This window comes from Proteiniclasticum aestuarii (assembly GCF_017368455.1).
Classification (GTDB): Bacteria; Bacillota; Clostridia; order Clostridiales; family Clostridiaceae; genus Proteiniclasticum; species Proteiniclasticum aestuarii.
This window is the reverse complement of the sequence record NZ_JAFNJU010000006.1, coordinates 200,477-217,510: the sequence shown is the minus strand read 5'-3', so window position 1 is coordinate 217,510 and position 17,034 is coordinate 200,477. Positions and strand designations below refer to the sequence as shown.

17 protein-coding genes are annotated in these 17,034 nt (G+C 44.7%); 3 read left to right on the top strand and 14 right to left on the bottom strand.

What is annotated here, in order from left to right; all coding sequences use genetic code 11:
- Positions 1-25: 25 nt before the first annotated feature.
- From J3A84_RS09495 to rlmD, 4 genes are all read right to left on the bottom strand, one after another.
- Positions 26-1,219 carry a restriction endonuclease subunit S gene (locus tag J3A84_RS09495; protein WP_207599779.1) on the bottom strand — a complete coding sequence of 398 codons (1,194 nt, stop codon included), beginning with the start codon at positions 1,217-1,219 and terminating at the stop codon, positions 26-28.
- A gap of 10 nt (positions 1,220-1,229) precedes the next feature.
- On the bottom strand, positions 1,230-2,693 hold the full coding sequence (locus J3A84_RS09490; protein ID WP_207599778.1) for a type I restriction-modification system subunit M: 1,464 nt from the start codon (positions 2,691-2,693) through the stop codon (positions 1,230-1,232).
- Positions 2,694-2,728: 35 nt separating this feature from the next.
- Positions 2,729-2,941 (bottom strand): helix-turn-helix domain-containing protein, encoded by a 213-nt coding sequence (locus J3A84_RS09485; protein ID WP_342590960.1) that lies wholly within the window; start codon positions 2,939-2,941, stop codon positions 2,729-2,731.
- Positions 2,942-3,219: 278 nt separating this feature from the next.
- A complete protein-coding gene (rlmD, locus tag J3A84_RS09480) occupies positions 3,220-4,575 on the bottom strand; it encodes a 23S rRNA (uracil(1939)-C(5))-methyltransferase RlmD (RefSeq protein ID WP_207599777.1) in 1,356 nt (451 codons plus the stop codon).
- 276 nt (positions 4,576-4,851) lie between these two features.
- Here rlmD and J3A84_RS09475 point away from each other — a divergent pair, with 276 nt between their 5' ends.
- Positions 4,852-5,610, top strand: a complete 759-nt coding sequence (locus tag J3A84_RS09475) for a TSUP family transporter (RefSeq protein WP_207599776.1) — start codon at positions 4,852-4,854, stop codon at positions 5,608-5,610.
- A 76-nt stretch (positions 5,611-5,686) separates the two neighbouring features.
- Here the strand turns inward: J3A84_RS09475 and J3A84_RS09470 are convergent, their stop codons facing one another.
- The 3 genes from J3A84_RS09470 to J3A84_RS09460 all read right to left on the bottom strand — a co-directional run bounded on the left by J3A84_RS09470 (position 5,687) and on the right by J3A84_RS09460 (position 7,776).
- Entirely contained in the window at positions 5,687-6,211 is a 525-nt protein-coding gene (locus J3A84_RS09470) for a SixA phosphatase family protein (RefSeq protein WP_207599775.1), read from the bottom strand.
- 91 nt (positions 6,212-6,302) lie between these two features.
- Positions 6,303-6,947, bottom strand: coding sequence for a fructose-6-phosphate aldolase (gene fsa / locus J3A84_RS09465; RefSeq protein WP_207599774.1), 645 nt, complete (start codon positions 6,945-6,947; stop codon positions 6,303-6,305).
- Positions 6,948-7,059: 112 nt separating this feature from the next.
- Positions 7,060-7,776, bottom strand: a complete 717-nt coding sequence (locus J3A84_RS09460) for a copper homeostasis protein CutC (protein WP_207599773.1) — start codon at positions 7,774-7,776, stop codon at positions 7,060-7,062.
- A gap of 316 nt (positions 7,777-8,092) precedes the next feature.
- Here J3A84_RS09460 and J3A84_RS09455 point away from each other — a divergent pair, with 316 nt between their 5' ends.
- Together J3A84_RS09455 and J3A84_RS09450 are read left to right on the top strand one after the other, a co-directional pair.
- Positions 8,093-8,506 carry an Hsp20/alpha crystallin family protein gene (locus tag J3A84_RS09455; RefSeq protein WP_207599772.1) on the top strand — a complete coding sequence of 138 codons (414 nt, stop codon included), beginning with the start codon at positions 8,093-8,095 and terminating at the stop codon, positions 8,504-8,506.
- A 240-nt stretch (positions 8,507-8,746) separates the two neighbouring features.
- Positions 8,747-9,820 carry a LacI family DNA-binding transcriptional regulator gene (locus J3A84_RS09450; protein WP_207599771.1) on the top strand — a complete coding sequence of 358 codons (1,074 nt, stop codon included), beginning with the start codon at positions 8,747-8,749 and terminating at the stop codon, positions 9,818-9,820.
- Positions 9,821-9,987: 167 nt separating this feature from the next.
- On the opposite strand, the gene J3A84_RS09445 is transcribed toward J3A84_RS09450, so the two are convergent.
- From J3A84_RS09445 to J3A84_RS09415, 7 genes are all read right to left on the bottom strand, one after another.
- Positions 9,988-11,616, bottom strand: coding sequence for an SH3 domain-containing protein (locus J3A84_RS09445; RefSeq protein ID WP_207599770.1), 1,629 nt, complete (start codon positions 11,614-11,616; stop codon positions 9,988-9,990).
- A 256-nt stretch (positions 11,617-11,872) separates the two neighbouring features.
- Complete coding sequence (locus J3A84_RS09440) at positions 11,873-12,673, bottom strand: tyrosine-protein phosphatase (RefSeq protein WP_207599769.1); 801 nt, start codon at positions 12,671-12,673, stop codon at positions 11,873-11,875.
- A 52-nt stretch (positions 12,674-12,725) separates the two neighbouring features.
- Complete coding sequence (locus tag J3A84_RS09435) at positions 12,726-13,430, bottom strand: CpsD/CapB family tyrosine-protein kinase (protein WP_207599768.1); 705 nt, start codon at positions 13,428-13,430, stop codon at positions 12,726-12,728.
- 125 nt (positions 13,431-13,555) lie between these two features.
- Entirely contained in the window at positions 13,556-14,557 is a 1,002-nt protein-coding gene (locus J3A84_RS09430) for a LacI family DNA-binding transcriptional regulator (protein ID WP_207599767.1), read from the bottom strand.
- Between the two features lie 418 nt (positions 14,558-14,975).
- The gene (locus J3A84_RS09425; RefSeq protein ID WP_207599766.1) at positions 14,976-16,016 is read right to left on the bottom strand and encodes an LCP family protein; all 1,041 of its coding nucleotides are present in this window, start codon (positions 16,014-16,016) and stop codon (positions 14,976-14,978) included.
- Positions 16,017-16,254: 238 nt separating this feature from the next.
- Entirely contained in the window at positions 16,255-16,665 is a 411-nt protein-coding gene (locus J3A84_RS09420) for a hypothetical protein (RefSeq protein WP_207599765.1), read from the bottom strand.
- 23 nt (positions 16,666-16,688) lie between these two features.
- A complete protein-coding gene (locus J3A84_RS09415) occupies positions 16,689-16,844 on the bottom strand; it encodes a hypothetical protein (RefSeq protein WP_207599764.1) in 156 nt (51 codons plus the stop codon).
- Positions 16,845-17,034: the final 190 nt, after the last annotated feature.

Below are 17,034 nucleotides of genomic sequence, written 5' to 3'. Positions count from 1 at the left end.
TTACGTAATCGTAATTAACATATACTTACCCGAAGTATTCTTGCATCAATGAATCGTATAAAATTTTGTTTCCATCTAGTGACTTTTGAATTTCAAGTTTTAATTTATCAACCTGTTCAGTAAACAATATAAACTCATCCTGTAGTTGAAGGGGAGGTAATATTACTTTTGTTTCCTTTATCTTTGAAATTAAAAGGTTGGGTTGTGCAGAAGCACTTTCCACTTTGTATAATCTCGTATTGCAAATATAGTAGTATTGCAAGAACTTAGGTAGAATAACCTCACTATTTGTCTTTATGAGAGCAACACTTTTTTGTAATAGTGTTTTCTTAGTTAATTCACTATTGGCAATAGCTGTTTTCCCAATTGTGGCTCCTGTATTAACAATAACTAAATCCCCATTTTCTATATTACATCGTTTATAATCTTTCTCAAAATCACTGTATGGTATTTGTGGTGCAGTGTCATAATGCATTTCTCCATCAAATATTTCTCTTGCACCTATAAAATAATAACCCGAATCATCTTCTCTACCACACCCACCATGTTTTCCATCAGTTATTTTTCGACAAACCTCATTCAATGTAACTATTGGAAATGAATTCCAGTTTGAATCAACATCACCGAACATCTCGACAAATCGGGATTTGATGAGATAATCATATTCATTTAATTGTTGTCTCTTATGTTCAAGAACTCTTTCAATTTTACTTAAGACATCTGCTATATAAAACTGCTTGTCAATATCAATCAAAGGGAATTTCATTTTACTTAGATGCGTAGGACCAAAGTTAAGCTGTGCCGAACCTGTAATTTCCTTATATAACTGATGTTTAAAAGAATTAGATTTCAAGAAATACATGAAATAATTAATATTTAGCTTCTTATCATCTAAGCTTTTGAACCTAATTGTGCTAGTATTCATACATAGAGGAAGGTGTTCTTTTTTCACAAAACCCATTTTTTTATCAAAATAGTCTACTTTTATACCTGAACTAGCAATAATTAAATCTCCTTCATCTGCTAGAAAATGACTATATTTACCATAGGCTTCCTCATCTGAAATATACCGTTCTGAAGTAGATAAATCTACTTTACCATCAACTAAATTGGCTACATTAAGTAATTTAACACCTTCTGTAGTATATTGGTGTTTTCTTACCCCAGGACCTTCTTGAAAATACAACAGTTCTGGGATATATATCCATTTTTTATCCATCGTATCTCCCCTACAAATCTAAATTTAGCAGCGTCTTCAATTCTGCTTTCAAAGTATTAATTTCACTATCAATTTCATCAATTCTATTCATTATTACAACAGGTTTATCATATTCTACCCTGTCATATTCAACTTCTTTGTACTTGTTGATTGAAAGGTCATAACCATTGTCTTTAATTTCTTTTTTTGTAACAAAGAAAGACTTTTCAGTACGCTTTCTATCCTTTTCATTTTCAAGGTTATGGTAACGACTAATAATATCAGGAATATCGTTGGCATCCACTGGTTGGCGCTTATCGTCTAGTGACAACCCATCTGCCTGCATATCATAAAACCATACCTTATCCGTACCACCGGCACCTGTCTTAGTAAAAATCATAATGGCAGTCGAAACCCCAGCGTAAGGCTTGAATACACCACTTGGCATGGAAATAATGCCATGTAAATGATGGTTCTCTATTATTTCTTTTCGAATGGATTTATGAGCATTAGAGCTACCAAAAAGGACACCATCTGGCACAATAGACGCACATCTACCACCTTTTTTAAGCGTTCTAAGGAATAATGCTAAGAAGAGCAGTTCTGTTTTTTTCGTTTTAGTGATTTTAAGTAAGCCAGCAGCCACACTTTCATGATCAAGCGAGCCTTTAAAAGGTGGATTGGCAAGGACTAATGTGTATTTTTCATCATCAATGTTCTTTTCAGATAGTGAGTCTCTGTATTCAATATTGGGTTTTTCCACACCATGAAGCATCATGTTCATAGCACCAATACGCAGCATGGTTCTGTCCATATCGTTTCCAAAAAACATATCATTGTTATAGTGGTCTTTTAATTCTTTTATGGCAAACAAATCTTCATTGTTTCTTTTAAGATATTCGCCTGCTTCCACTAAGAAACCGGCTGAGCCTGCTGCAGGGTCAACAATAATATCTGTTGGGGTTGGTTGCATCAGCTCCACCATCATTTTGATGATATGTCTTGGAGTTCTAAACTGCCCATTGGTTCCTGCTGTTGCTACTTTAGAGAGTAGGTACTCATATAAATCACCTTTTGTGTCTCCATCGGATAATGGCAATAAATCAATATTCGTTACGATTTTTTCTAGCATTTGAGGCGTTGGGATCATAAAGATGGCATCATCCATATATCTGGTAAATGCTGAATTCTTATCACCATGCATGGTTTTTATAAATGGAAATACTTTCTTTGAAACCATATCATACATGTCAGAAGCACTCAGTTGTTTAAACTTTTGCCATCTCAGATTTTCTTGTTCATCACTGAATATCTTATCTACTTCAATGCCAAGTAGCTCAGCATTTTTTTCTAAATCCGTTTGTTTTTCATCCAGTCCCTTTATAAATAAAAGGTAGGTAAACTGCTCAATAACAGACAGTGGATTAGTAATACCACCTGTCCAGAATATCTCCCATATTTTATCTACCTTGCTTCGTAATTCACCTGTAATCATTGTTATTCCTCCCATAGTCTTTCATCTATTTTAATTTAATAATCTAATAAATGCTTAATCAATTCTTCATCCAGTCCCTTTGCTTTACAAAAATCATAAAGCGTTTTTTTTGCTATTCTGTTGGGGCTGTTCTTACCATTTTCCCAGCGGTTGACCGTGGCAAAGCTCACTTGAAGCTCTCTTGCCAGTTGTTCTTGACTCATATTCAGCTTACTTCTGATTTCTTTAACCATTTGAGCAAATTCCACTTTATACACCTCCAGCTCGTCACTTTATATTATAACAAATGTTATAATATATTCATACGATAATTTGAAAATTATTCCAAAGAAAAATCCACCGATATTATACCAGTGGATTCACATTTATTATTCGCTTTATTATTCAGTTTCTTATATCCCTACATTTCACATCCAAAAGCCCAGCCTTACGACAATTAAGTCTTTCAGTTCTTTATTGCGGTAATTCGCAATATCGGTCTTAAACATGAAAAGCTTGGTTTTTAGCGGTATATGAGCAAATATGATTAATCTTTTTTGTATAGTGCTACTATTGTCTCCACATGTGGGGTGTTCGGGAACATATCCACTACTTTTGTCTTCACTACTTCATACCCCTGCTCCAGGAGATACTTGAGATCTATGACCAATGTCTTCGGATTACAGGATACATAGAGTATTTCCTTGGCATTGAAATCTTTCACATACTCCAGCGCCTTTGGATGCACCCCGCTTCGAGGCGGATCCAGTATGATCAGCTCCGGACTTCCTTCGAGGGATGCTATGACATCCTTGACGTCCCCTGCGATGAAATGCACATGGCTGAGTTCATTTATCTGGGCATTTTCGTTGGCAGCAGTGACTGCTTCCTCAATGATCTCAACGCCTGTGACCTTATCTGCCATTTCAGCAACGATCTGGCCGATGGTTCCGGTACCGCAGTACAGATCAAAGATCTCGCTTTTCTTCTCTCCGATGAAGCTCTTCACCTCACTATAGAGCACTTCAGCCCCTTTTGTATTGGTCTGAAAGAAGGAAAAAGGTGAAATCTTAAAAGTCAGCCCATGAAGCTTCTCGTAGATATAGTCTCTGCCATAGAGAATATTCAGCTTCTCTGGAACCACCGCATCGGAAAGACTGTCGCTTTCCGTATGGAGGATGGAAACCAGCGTGTAATCCAGATCCAGCTGCGTCAAACCATCTCTGTATTCATCCAGATTGAAATCAATCTGGGTGGTGGTCACAAGATTCACCATGATTTCTCTGGTATTGATGCCTCTTCTCAAGATGAAATTTCTAAGGTATCCCTCCTGTCTCATGACGCGGTAGTAAGGCAGATCCTTTTCCCTGAAATACGCGATGGTGTAATCGTGAATCTTTCTGAAGTCCTCATGAATGAGAAGGCAGCGATTGGTATTCACCACGGAATTCTTCATCCCTTTCAGGTGCATCCCAAGGTTCAGCTCTCCTCCCTTCACTTCATCCCCGAAGGTGTATTCCATCTTGTTCCGGTATTCGTACTGATCCTCATCTCCTGTAATGCCTAAGTATTCTCCCATGGAAAGATCGTTCTGGATAAAGAGCTTCTTCACTTCCTCTTCCTTGAATGTTCTCTGCAGGGATAAAGGCACCTGCTGGCTGATGCACCCTCCGCACTTTCCATAATGGATGCAGGATGGCTCCACGGCATAAGGCGCATTCTCGATGATGCCCAGGTATCTTCCCTTGGCACGATCCGCTCTCACCTGATGGGCTCTTGCAGAAACCGTCTCTCCAGGAAAAGCACCTTTGATCTGCACCTTCTTTCCTTCCAGCATGCCGATACCCGTGGCAGGAAAACTATGATCCTCTATTTTTACTTCTATTACTTCATTTCTCTTCAAAACTTATCAACTCCTTCTAGTATAATAACAGAAATCCCCCTGGAGTTGAATGAATTCTTTCTGAGTCCGTTACATCTCCCCTGCATCTTCTCCAGTCAGAAGTTCTCACGAAAGGAATTCTGTACGCTTCCTAAGAATTCTATACACCCGCTCTCTTCAAATCTTCCTCCCTGTGATATAATGGATTTCGTCAATCATGCAGTGAGAGGCTACTATTTCTCTACTGTCATGGCACTTATCAAGCATCTCATGAATAAGAACTGAAAGAGGACGATTATGGATTTTAAACTGATTTTTCTTTGCATTGCCGGATTCATCGGCGCCTTTGTGGATTCCGTGGCCGGAGGCGGAGGCCTTGTGACCATACCAGCCTATCTTCTGGCCGGCGTTCCGCCCCACTTCACCCTGGGCACCAACAAGTTCGCCGCCACCATGGGTTCCTTCATCTCCACAGCAGGCTACGCCAGAAGCAGCAAGGTGAACTTCAGACTCATGCGCGCTGCAGTACCCATGACGGCCCTTGGCGCAGTCCTGGGGGTGTACTCGGTCCTTCGGATTCCGCAGGATTTTCTCTATCCCCTTGTCAGCGTGGCCATCCTGGTGGTGGGACTCTACACCTTCTTCAAGAAGGACCTGGGCAAGGTCAACGCCTTCACGGTGATCACGAAAAAGAAAGTGATCTTCGTCGCCCTGGTGGGATTCGCCCTGGGTTTCTATGACGGTTTCTTCGGACCCGGCACCGGATCCTTTCTCATCTTCATCTTCATCCGGTTCCTGAAGTTTGATTTCACCAACGCATCAGGCAATGCAAAACTCATCAATTTCACCTCGAACTTCACTTCTCTCATCGCTTTTGCCATAAACGGCAAGATCGATTACCTCATCGGTGTCCCCATCGCCCTCTTCATGGTCCTGGGCTCTATTGTAGGTACCAGGCTGGCCATTAAAAACGGTTCCAAGTTCATCAAACCGATCTTTCTCATCATGTCCTTTGTGGTGTTCTTCAAACTCCTTTATGACATGTTTCTGAAATGATCTGAAAGAGAAAAGCGCTTTGCAGCATTCATCTGCACAGCGCTTTTCTCTTTGCTATTTTTCACAATTTACGTTCTCAGTCTTTCTTCTTTCCTGTCTTCTCCATTTCCTTGGAGGTCAGATACCAGGAGAAAGAAGCTTCCTCGATCATGTCTTGCGTTTCCGGTATTCTGTTGTCGTAAAGCTTCACCGTAAAGGCCGCCGCCGAGCCTTTCTTGAACCCTATGCTCTGATCCGCCAGCTCATAGGCCCATTCTCCGAGATAGGGTTCATGCCCCACCACAAAGATGGTCTTCTCCTCTTTTTCTCTGACCACCGACATGAGAAAGTTGTCAAAGTCCCCTTCTCCGATGAAGTCGTAATAGAAGATCTTGTCTGTATATACGGATTCAGCAAGAATCTCGGCTGTCTCCTTTGCTCGAAGAAGCGGGCTGGACCAGATTTCCACCTGGTCTTTGTAGGTGATAAGCTCTTTCAGATAAGGTAGCCTTTTTTCCAGTTTGTCTTTTCCTTCTCTGGTGAGCTTTCTGTTATAGTCTGTTCCGTCCTTGGCTCTATTCTCTGCAATACCGTGTCTCAAAAATACAATCTCAAGATTCAATCTCCAAAACCTCCTTCAGTGTGCTGCGTAGTGGAAAGCGGCGGAGCCTTTCCAGAAAGTCATGCTCCGCCGCTGATGATATCATTTTTCGTTATTTCTTTGCGCCTTCCCAGTCTTTCAGGAACTTTTCGATGCCCTGGTCTGTCAGAGGATGTTTCAGGGAATCCATGATGACCTTGAAAGGTATGGTAGCGATATCCGCCCCCGCCATGGCTGCCTGGGTCAGATGATTTCTGTTTCGGATGGATGCCGCAATGACCTCTGCACGAACTCCATAGGACTTGAAGATATACATAATCTCTTCAATGAGCGCCATGCCATCTGCTCCGATGTCATCCAGTCTTCCCGCAAAGGGAGAAACAAAGGCTGCTCCGGCTTTGGCCGCCGCCAGGGCCTGAGTTGCCGAAAAAATCAATGTCACATTGACCTTGATGCCTTTTGAGGAGAGCATGGATGTGGCTTTCAAACCTTCCGCCGTCATAGGCACTTTGATGACGATGTTCTCGTGAATCTTCACCAGCTCATCTGCTTCCTTCACCATGCCTTCCGCATCCAGTGAAACCACTTCCGCGCTGATGGGTCCATCTACAATTTCTGTAATCTCCTTGATGACTTCCTCAAAGACTCTGCCCTCTTTGGCGATGAGGGAAGGATTGGTGGTGACCCCGTCGATGATCCCAAGTTCCGCTGCTTTTCTGATTTCTTCCACGTTGGCTGTGTCGATAAAATACTTCATAAATCTCTTCCTCCTGATTTCTTTTCTGATATAGCTGATACTATACGTATACCCTGATTATATCATATACTTCCAGAGACAACTCTATTGAAAACTATTTACCCTTCGGATCCTAGATCATCCGATGCAGGTCATAGATGGCTCGAAGCTTCTCCACTTCCTCTGCCCGTACGGCATTTAATGCGCTGCCGCCGCGAACGGCTGTGCCCACATGAATGTCATAGTCCTTTGGTTTTTCTTTCGCCCCTTCCAGCGCGAAATCCATATGGTTTCTAATCGCCTGAAGATTCTCCTTGGTGATGCCACTGGCAAGAATCAGGGTGATGTCCTCGGTTTCCTCTATGAGCTTTCGGATCATATCCAGATGATCCTCCGCCTTTCCCGGGCCTCCTGAGGTCAGAATATGGGTGATTCTCTTATTGGTCTCGAGAAGATTCAGTGCCGCTACAAGGTCGCTGCTCTCATCAATGGCACGATGGAACGTGGCCGTGAGATTGGTATCCTCCAGAATGTAATCCAGTGCTTCCATATTGGGCAGACCTTCATAATCCAGAATCCCCAGCACCACATGCTTCACCCCCATCTCATTGAAGATGCGCGCATCCTCTCTCATGACCTCCAGGTCTTCTCTTGAATACTCGAAGGAAGCGCTGTGTGGTCTGATCATCACATTCACCGGGATGGATACCTGACTGATCACCTGCTTCACCAACCCGTAGCTGGGTGTAAGTCCGCCTTCCGACAAGGATGAAACCAGTTCGATCCGATCTCCTCCGTTTTGTTCAATGGCCAGTGCGTCTGTGAGGGTTTCTGCAATGATTTCCAGCATGGTATAAGCCTCCTTTCTGTACGTTACTCCATTTAGTATAACGCAGATTTGTTAAGGAGCCCCCATCTTGTGGTAAACAATCTGTGTACAAGGGTGATTTCTCGAAATATCTTCAGATTCATCCATTTCTTCTCATAAGCCTTTCTTTGAGATAAATAGGATGGATTCTTCTGGATAGAACGCACTTCTCTTCTATTTTCTATCTCTCTTGTTTTTTCAGTTTTCCCCCAATCAGAGTACAATAAAGATATAGAAGTATCCCTTATCGGATTCCCTCGCTGCTGTAATAAGATTTCTTACGCTAGGAGGTAAAATCATGAGAAACAGATTTTCAAACAAAGGAATGGCCCCTTTTGAAGAATTCATGACGGGACTGAACTGGGATTTTCCCAATGTTCCTGACAGAAAGCTATTCCATGTGGATGTGAAGGAAACGGACCGAGGCTTTGTGCTGTATGCAGATCTTCCCGGATACGACAAGGACGACATCAGAGTGGAGTATCACAACAAGAACCTCACCATCACCGCCCATCGAGACACCATCATTGAAACGGAGACGGACAAATTCATCATGAATGAGCGTACCACCGGTGAAGTGTATCGCAGTTTCTACATCGATGACATCGACGAGGACAAGGTGGAAGTGCACTATGAAGGTGGCGTGCTTACCATCGACCTGCCAAAGATGAGGGAAGACGGAAGTGCCCGAAAGAGATTTGAAGTGAAATAGGAAATTTCCATCCTATAATGGACTGGCTTCACCAGAAGAGTTTATCCCATCCGGATAGACTCTTCTTTTTCATCTTTCCATGTAGCGCTTCTCCATCTGTAAAGAGAGCTGTCCCTTACCTGGCCTGAGGGTTGAAAAATGCAGCTTCAGCCACTGAATATTTAACGTAAACCTAACAATATTTAACATTAATTTAATTTATAATTAAAGTATCAATCGATCGGAGGAACATTTACAGTCATGAAAAGAAAACCTACACTGGATGACATCGCCGCACTGGCGGGTGTATCCAAAACCGCAGTGTCCATGATTCTGAATGAAAAACAGGGGGTCACCTTTCTAGAGGAGACCATTGAAAAGGTGCATGAAGCCGCAAAAGAGCTGGGCTATGCAAAGAAAACGCCTAAACTGCAGAAAGTGAGCATCTTCAACAAGAACACCATTCTGGTCCTAGCACCGACCATCGCTAGCCCCTTTTTCACGACCCTTGTCCAGTCCATCGAGCAGGAGGCGGACAAGCACGACATCCATGTGATCATTCAGAACACTTTCCGGGATAAGGAAAAGGAGCTTAAGTATCTGCAGCAGATCAGAGACAGCAACCTTTATGGTCTTGTCCTCACCATGCTTCCTCATCATCCGAAGCTCCTGGAGGAAATCAATGAAAGCATTCCGGTGGTGATCATCAACGAGCGGTCCTTCCACGCGGATCTGGATACGGTGGAAGTGGACAACTACTCCGCCGGCGTTCTCATCGCCGAGCACATGATAAGCTTCGGCCATAAGCACATCGCCTATCTCACCACAGCGCTGAGCACACTGAATCTGGCACGGCTCAGGCGCCTGGAAGGAATCAATGATACCTACCGCAAGCTTTGCCCTGAAGGCACCGTCACTGTGAAATCAAAGCGTGTCAGGCCAGTGGATGAGATCCGGAACATCGACCTGGAACACGATACAGGTTTCGAGCTGGCCCATGAAATCCTGCCTTATAAGGAGATCACAGGAATTGTGGCTTCCACGGACATGATCGCCTATGGCGTCATGGATGCCCTGAAGGAGAACGGGTTCTCCATTCCGGAGGATTATTCCGTCTGCGGATTCGACAATCTGTTTCCCTCCAAACTGAAAGGCATTTCCCTGACCACCGTGGAGCACTATATCCTGAATAAAGGACAGGATGCCGTGGAGATCATCCGCAGCCGCCAGCAGAAGAATCGGGAGAAGCTGAGCTCCACCAGTGTACTCTATCGGCATAAGCTTATTATTAGAAACTCCACTGGGCCTGCCCGAAAGAAGGAAAGAGAGGAATAGCACTTCAGATGGCATGGATAAGCAGACTTGAAGAAATGAAAAGATCCCCAGAAGGTTCAGTATCTTTGTATACTGCTCCATCTGGGGATCCCTTTTCGCCGTGCATAAAACCTGTGCACATTCCGGCAGAGCATTCCTGCTGGTCTACCTGGTCGGATCGTGATTCTCTACTTATATGCCGGATGCACTTCCTGGAAGTATTCATCCAGAGTCAGCCCACTGGCGGTGACCTTCTTGGCCAGGTCTACGCCCACATATCGGAAATGCCAGGGTTCATAGACATATCCGGTGATGTGCTGTTTTCCTTCAGGATATCTCAGAATGAATCCATAGTCCGGGGCATTCCGGGCCAGCCAGATTCCTTCTTTGGTGGCTCCGAATCTCGAGGAGGTCCACTTGGAGGAGTCTGCTCCGCCGATGTCAAAGGTCAGTCCAGTCTGATGTTCACTGAATCCGGGTCTAGCGGAATAGGTTTCCGCAAGGGCTTTGCCATCTTCCCTCACATAGCGGTTATACAGGCTTTTCTGATAGGTGTAGCTTCTGAATCCGGAAAAGAGATTCAGTCTGATGCCCTGACGCTTTGCAGCCTGATTCATCCTGTTGAAGGCTGCTCTGGCCTCCGGATTTTCACCGGGATTGAATCCCGATGGCAGAGGGAGGCCTTTATTCACAAGAATGGTGCCATCCACTGTATAGACGGAATGAGCTGCCAGATATTTTCCCGAAGCATAGCCTGTCTTCCCCCCATAAGTCAGCTTGTGCCATCCGTTTTCCACACCCTCGCTTCTGAGATGCACCCCCTTCGGCAAGGTCAGGAGGATACTGTTTCCGGTTCCGGGTGCCGTTCTCATGTTCAGAGTCGTAGTGGTATAAAGAAGATCCGTTTTCACGAGAACCCCAGTCACCTCCGGTGTCGCTGCTTCCGGCTTAGACACTTCCGGAATCTTCACCGGAGGCGTCTCTGCCTCAACGGTCTCTTCCACAGGTGCTGTCTCTGGCCCGGTGGAAGGTTCTGGAGCAGCCTCCTCCACGCGCACATACCGATTGCTGGCATAGCCGGTCTTTCCGTTGTAGCTCACGTGATACCACCCGTTTTGGCCGTGATAGGTCAGCTCCGCTCCTGCAGGAAGGACCTGGACGATGCTGTAGCCTGTGCTCGGACCTGTTCTCATATTGAGGCTAGTGGTGGTGAAGTATCTTCTTGCTGACGCCGTGTCTCCCGCGGTCTCATCAGGCGGATCGGTCTCCGTCGGCGGCGCAGGAGTCGGCGTGGAAGGTTCTGTGGCGGTCTGGGAAAGCACCGTCAGATATCTGCCGCTGGCATAGCCGGTCTTTCCATTATAGGTGATGAGATACCAGCCGTTCTTCATCTCGCTGTAGGACACGATGGTGTTTTTCGGCATGGTCCCTACTCTGGTGTAGGTCTTATCCGGGCCGGTCCTGAAATTCAGCGCTCCGGTGGTTTTAACCTGTCCGGCTCCGCTGACAGGAGTGCTGATGACCGGAGTGCTTGAAGTCGTGACCGTCTTCTTCACATAGGCGCTGCTCACATATCCGTCTTTTCCGCCATAACGCACCTGATACCAGCCGTTTTTCGACGCAACGTAGGTGATCTGTCTGCCCTTCGGGATGGTGAGCAGAATCCGGTTCCTGGTGCCTACTCCCGTCCTCATGTTGAGATTTGCCGTTGTCGTATACCTGATTTCTTCCGCATAGGCTTCTTTCACAGTGCCCAGACAGGCAAACACCAGAAGCGCCGGTAGGACGATTCCGTATTTTCTTGACCCTCTAATCATAGTTTCCCCCTTTTAAATATATTACATATATAATCTAATTCTATTTCCATTCATAAAGATTGTCAATATCAAAACTATAATCTATATTTATGTATTATTTATATCTAAAGAGATGTTCTATATGGATTGCTATTTCTGTCTCTTCAGGACGGTCAGATCTGAGCTTCTCTTTTGAAATATCTTGATTATTCTGCTGTTTTTCTGCTCAAAAAAGAAGCCTTCATCATGAAAACTTCTTATTGTGATATCTATCCATTTAGTGTTTCAGAAAACTCAGGAGGCCTTTCTTCTTCTTCTTTTTTTTCTTAACTTTTACAGGTTCTGTCCAGGGTTTATAGGGAAGCACTTCCACTTTCTCACCCATAATGAGTCTTGGGCCATTTTCCATAATATTTTCATAGAGTGCTTCATTGAGTTCCTTTACTGTATCATAGGCATGTCTGATGCGCATGTCACGCCTTTGATCATTATGTCCATCAGAGCCGATACCGTGAATCAGATTCTTCATAATCAGTTCTCGGGCAAAGGATTGTATCTTTTCTCCAAACTGACCCAGAAGACTGCCGGCATTCAGCTGGAAAAGAACCCCTAGGTCACGAAGATGATACATCTTCTCAGGGTCTTCCATCAGAGCTCTGTTGCGCTCCGGATGAGCCAGTAGTACCTGATATCCTTTTTTCTTCAGATTATAGAAAATATTTTCCGAGTATAGAGGATAGTCCTTGAGATTGAACTCCACAAGTACCGTCTTGCTTCTGTTGTAACCCATGAGGTATCCTTCTTCCAGGTCACTCATGATCTTCTCATCGATCATGATTTCCAGAGCGGGAACCAACTCGATCTTCCCATCAAACTTTTCCCTCAGAAAACCCAACTTCTCCTCGTACTCCTCTTTCCTGTCCATGGCATCGGTATAAAGATCGCGAATATGATGGGGTGTCAATGCAAGCATTTTCACTCCTTCTTTCATGGACTGCTCAATCATCCTGATGGACATTTCCATATTTTCACTTCCGTCATCCACGTCAAACAGCACGTGGGCATGCAGATCTACCATATCTAGTCTCCTTCTTCAGAAAGGAGCTGTTCTTTCGAACAGCTCCTCACCATTACTTCTTTGTTCTTCTTTCTTTTCTACCAGTTTTCTTTTCCTCATAGGAATAATAGTAATAGTGACTGTTGTCATCCATTGGAATCTGACTCAAGACTACCCCTAAGATATTTCCTTTCACCTTTTCCAGCAGACTCTTGGCCTGAAGAATCTCATCTTTTTTAGTCACGCCATGCTGGGCAACAATGACAGTACCATCAGAAATGGTCGTCAGCACCTGGGCATCGGTCACAGCCAGAAGTGGTGGTGTATCAAGGATAATCGTATCATACTCTTCTCTAAGCTTTGAGAGCAGTGCTCTGTTTCTCTTACTACCAAGGAGTTCTGAAGGGTTTGGCGGAATGGCTCCACTAGTCACGATGTCAAGCCCTTCTATGACATCCTCATGGATGATTTCATTCATCCTTTGGGGCTCCAGAATCAGATTTACGATACCAAGAGAATTCGGTAGTTTGAATTTCTTGTGAACCGTTGGTCTTCTCAGATCCGCATCGATAAGCAGCACTCTGTTTCCGTTCTCCGCGAAGGTCACGGCCATGTTGCAGGCCACAGTGGATTTTCCCTCTGAGGGTCTGGAAGAAGTCACGGTGATGATCTTCATTTCTTCATCAAAGGATGAAAACTGGATATTCGTTCTCAGGGTTCTATACGCTTCTGCCGCTACAGACTTGCTGTCTGTCAAGGTTACTAATAAATCTCTCATTTGTTCCTCCGAAGTTCATTTCCTATAGGATACTCTCTGTTTTTATTCTATTCGAATATTATAACATGAGTTTCCTGTTTTTGTTCCATATAATTATTTTCATTATTGCCTATCATCAATGGTTTCTAATGAATCATGGGTTTCCCTGTGGATTCACGGACCACCAGGTGAGATGCCACCGGAATCATCCTCTGAGTGAAATCCTCTGAATCGATCTTCTCCAGAAGCTCCTTCACCAGGATCTCGCCCACCAGGTGGCAGTGCTGATTCACTGTGGTGATCTTCGGAGAAGAGATGACGCTGAAGATCGTGTCATCATATCCGATGATGGAGAGATCGCCCGGCACATCGATGCATTCCTCTTTCGCCCAGTTGAGAACCCCCAGTGCCATGAGATCATTGCCGCACATGATGGCTGTGGTCTCTGGTACCAGGCCGTTTTCTCTGAGATAGCCATAGGCCCCCTCCACATTGAAGGTGGTGGTGGCCACCAGGTTATCATCATAGGCAATGCCATGCTTTTCCAGGGCATCCTTATAACCGCGGAATCTTTCTTCTCCGAAGCTCAGTCTGGTTTCCCCCTGAAGATACATGATCTTCTTGTGGCCCAGACCGAGGAGGTGTTCCACACCTTCGTACATGCCCTTATAATTATCCACCTGGACTTTTACGGCGTAGTCTTTGTAGTTCGTTGAACTGTTCAGCACCGCAAAGGGCACATTGATTTTCAGAAGCTCTTCCATCTCCACGTCCCGTTCCATGGAAGCGATGATGATGATGCCATCCACCTGCTTCTCCATGAGTTTCACAAGATAACTGATCTCTTTGTTGATGGAATCATCCGTATTGCAGAGAAATAGGGTGTATCCTTTTCTCACAGCCATATCTTCTGCTCCTCTTGAGGTGTCCGTATAGTAGGCATTCTTGATATCCGGTACGATGAGTCCCAGTGTCTTCGTGTTCTTCGTCTTCATGCTTCTGGCCAGCGTATTGATGAAGTAGCCTTCTTCTTCCACGGTCTTCAGCACCCGCAGTCTGGTTTCCTCTTTGACATCATCGTCTTTTCTGTTCACGATTTTTGAAACCGTGGCAACGGAGACTCCGCAAAGCTCTGCAATATGTTTCATTGTAACCGGCATCCTTCATCCCTCTTTATCATTCAATCCATGTTCTTCTACGCAACATTCTTATTATAATACAGATTCCACTACTTTTTGTACCCTTTTCAGCGCTTCTGTATATTAAATTTCTCTACAGCCAGAGCACCTATGCCCCCCTGTTCTCTCCAAGGCTGGCAGGCAGGATTTCACCCTCATCATAGAGATCGGCAAGGCAGTGCTTTCTCGCACGCTCTTCCACTCTTCTGATGCTTCATGATTCCTTCCGGTTCATTTCCTGCTATGTGCTATTAACAGTTCACCTTTACATGATTCAAGGTGGCCATTGCCCCCAGGGGCAGCCACCTTGAAGAAATCCCTTACTGAATTCTCTATTCAGATGTGCTTGGCTCTGCAAATCCAGGAAGGCATCGTCCTGGTTCTCACTCTAGTCGTTCTTCTCTTCATAGAGATATTCGTACAGGAGCCTTCTGTTCTCCTCAAGGTCAATGGTCACGACGCTTCTGCCGCCCTTGTCCGCATAGCGCCAGGTATCATCAAAGGGGACCCTTGCCTGACTGAGGCCGCTGCTGCCCGAGCCCAGCACTTCCAGCCCCAGAGTGAACAGGGTATCGGCTTTCAAGTTCGTATCCACATATTTCAGGGACTCCGTGATGAATCTGGTGAGCTTCACAGGATTCAGGGTCTCTTTCATCTTCGCCAGAATACCGGTCATCACATCTCTCTGTCTTCTGGTTCTTCCGAAGTCTCCATCGCCGGTGCTTCTGTTTCTGGAATGAATCAGTACCTGCTCTCCATTCAGTGTATAGATACCCTCTTCTAGGGGAATCCTGTCCCCTGCCCCTGCACTGTTGATCTTTCTGATTTCAGCTTTTGTGAGCTTCACCTCTATGCCGCCCAATGTATCCACAATGCTTTTCAGTCCTTCAAATTCCACAATGGCATAGTTCTGGATGTCCAGCTCAAAGTTCTCATTGACGGTATTCACCGCCAGACCGATGCCGCCGAAGGCATAGGCCGCATTGATTCGGTTCCATTCCCTGTTCGGAATGGCGATCCAGGTGTCTCGCATGAAAGAAACGATGCGGATGTCACTCGTTTCTCTGTTGTAGCTTACGAGCATCATGCTGTCTGATCGCCCGTTTCCCTCTTCATCGCCTCTCACATCACTGCCGACCAGGAGGACATTGAAGACATTCTCGTCAATGGGAATCTTTCGGTAGATGGCTTCACTCTCCGGATCCTTTACCTCATAGATGTAGTCTTCGTCTATATCCTCCGGTGTTCCTTCAATGGATTCCAGTTCCTCTTCGGGAGGAAGGACCGCTTCCCCATCCACGATTTCTGTTCCGGTTCTGTTCAGCGAGGTCAGTGTATAATAAACCCCGATAAATAGCACAAGGAGGATGGAAACAATACCCGCAAGCACATAATAAGCTTTCCTTTTCTTTCTGGTCTTTTCTTCCATAATTCTTTCCTTCCCTTCCTGTTCCATATTTTCACCTGATTAAGCGGTTTATTTTTCATCTCTCTAGGATCTGGGAGTTTTTTTCTGCATAGGCAGACCAGATGGATCCCTCTGATTCTACGCACAATCTTTCCACTTTATTTTATCATAACAGCCTGCAAATAAGAATGCTCAGCTTCTTTCTGAAACTGAGCACAATAAGACGCTTCCTGTGAGATTCGGCTCCACCGGATATCACTTATTCAAAATAGAGTTTCAGCTTCAGGGGCTCATAGGTATAGCTGTCCGAACTGTCATAGATCCACGGGCTATCCTCCTGACCCTGATACCGGGCTCTCCCCCTCGATTCCTCCATCAGTCTTGCCGCACCGCCGTTGACTTCGATCTTCAGATGATACTGCCTGCCCTGATACCATACGGGCACTTCAGAAACCTTATCCTTCCAGGGCTCTATGGCAATACGCTGAATTTCGATGCCCTGCTGTGCAAGGACCACAAAACTTTTTCCTCTGGTGTGATAGAAAGAGTCGATGAGTGATACCGCACCGAATCCCAGCAAAAGGATCACCAATATGGGAACCATAATTCTGCAGAGTGAAGACTTACATATTTTTCCTGTCTTCCTGCCCAGATTATTATTTTCTTCCATATTCCTCCTCCTTATGGGAAATATCAGCGGATGAACTGCTCCTTGCTCTTCTCATCCTGATCCGGGAAGAACCGATCCAGATCGTCTTCCGGTTTCCTTTTCATCTTTCTGATCTTGGTTGGTAAAAGTATCAAAAGAGCAATGACGACAATCACGAGAATGCCATACAAGAATTCCATAATATCACCTTCCGTTCATTTTTATCTTCCGTTCACGCATACCTAATTCTATCATGGCCCACTTCGAATAAGATTTCATAATTATGACAAATCTGTATCTGATTCGGATTCATGGAACCATCGAATTGACTTAATTATCAGATTATACTTTATCGTTAATTTTATGTCAATAAAAATTCAATTACAGACG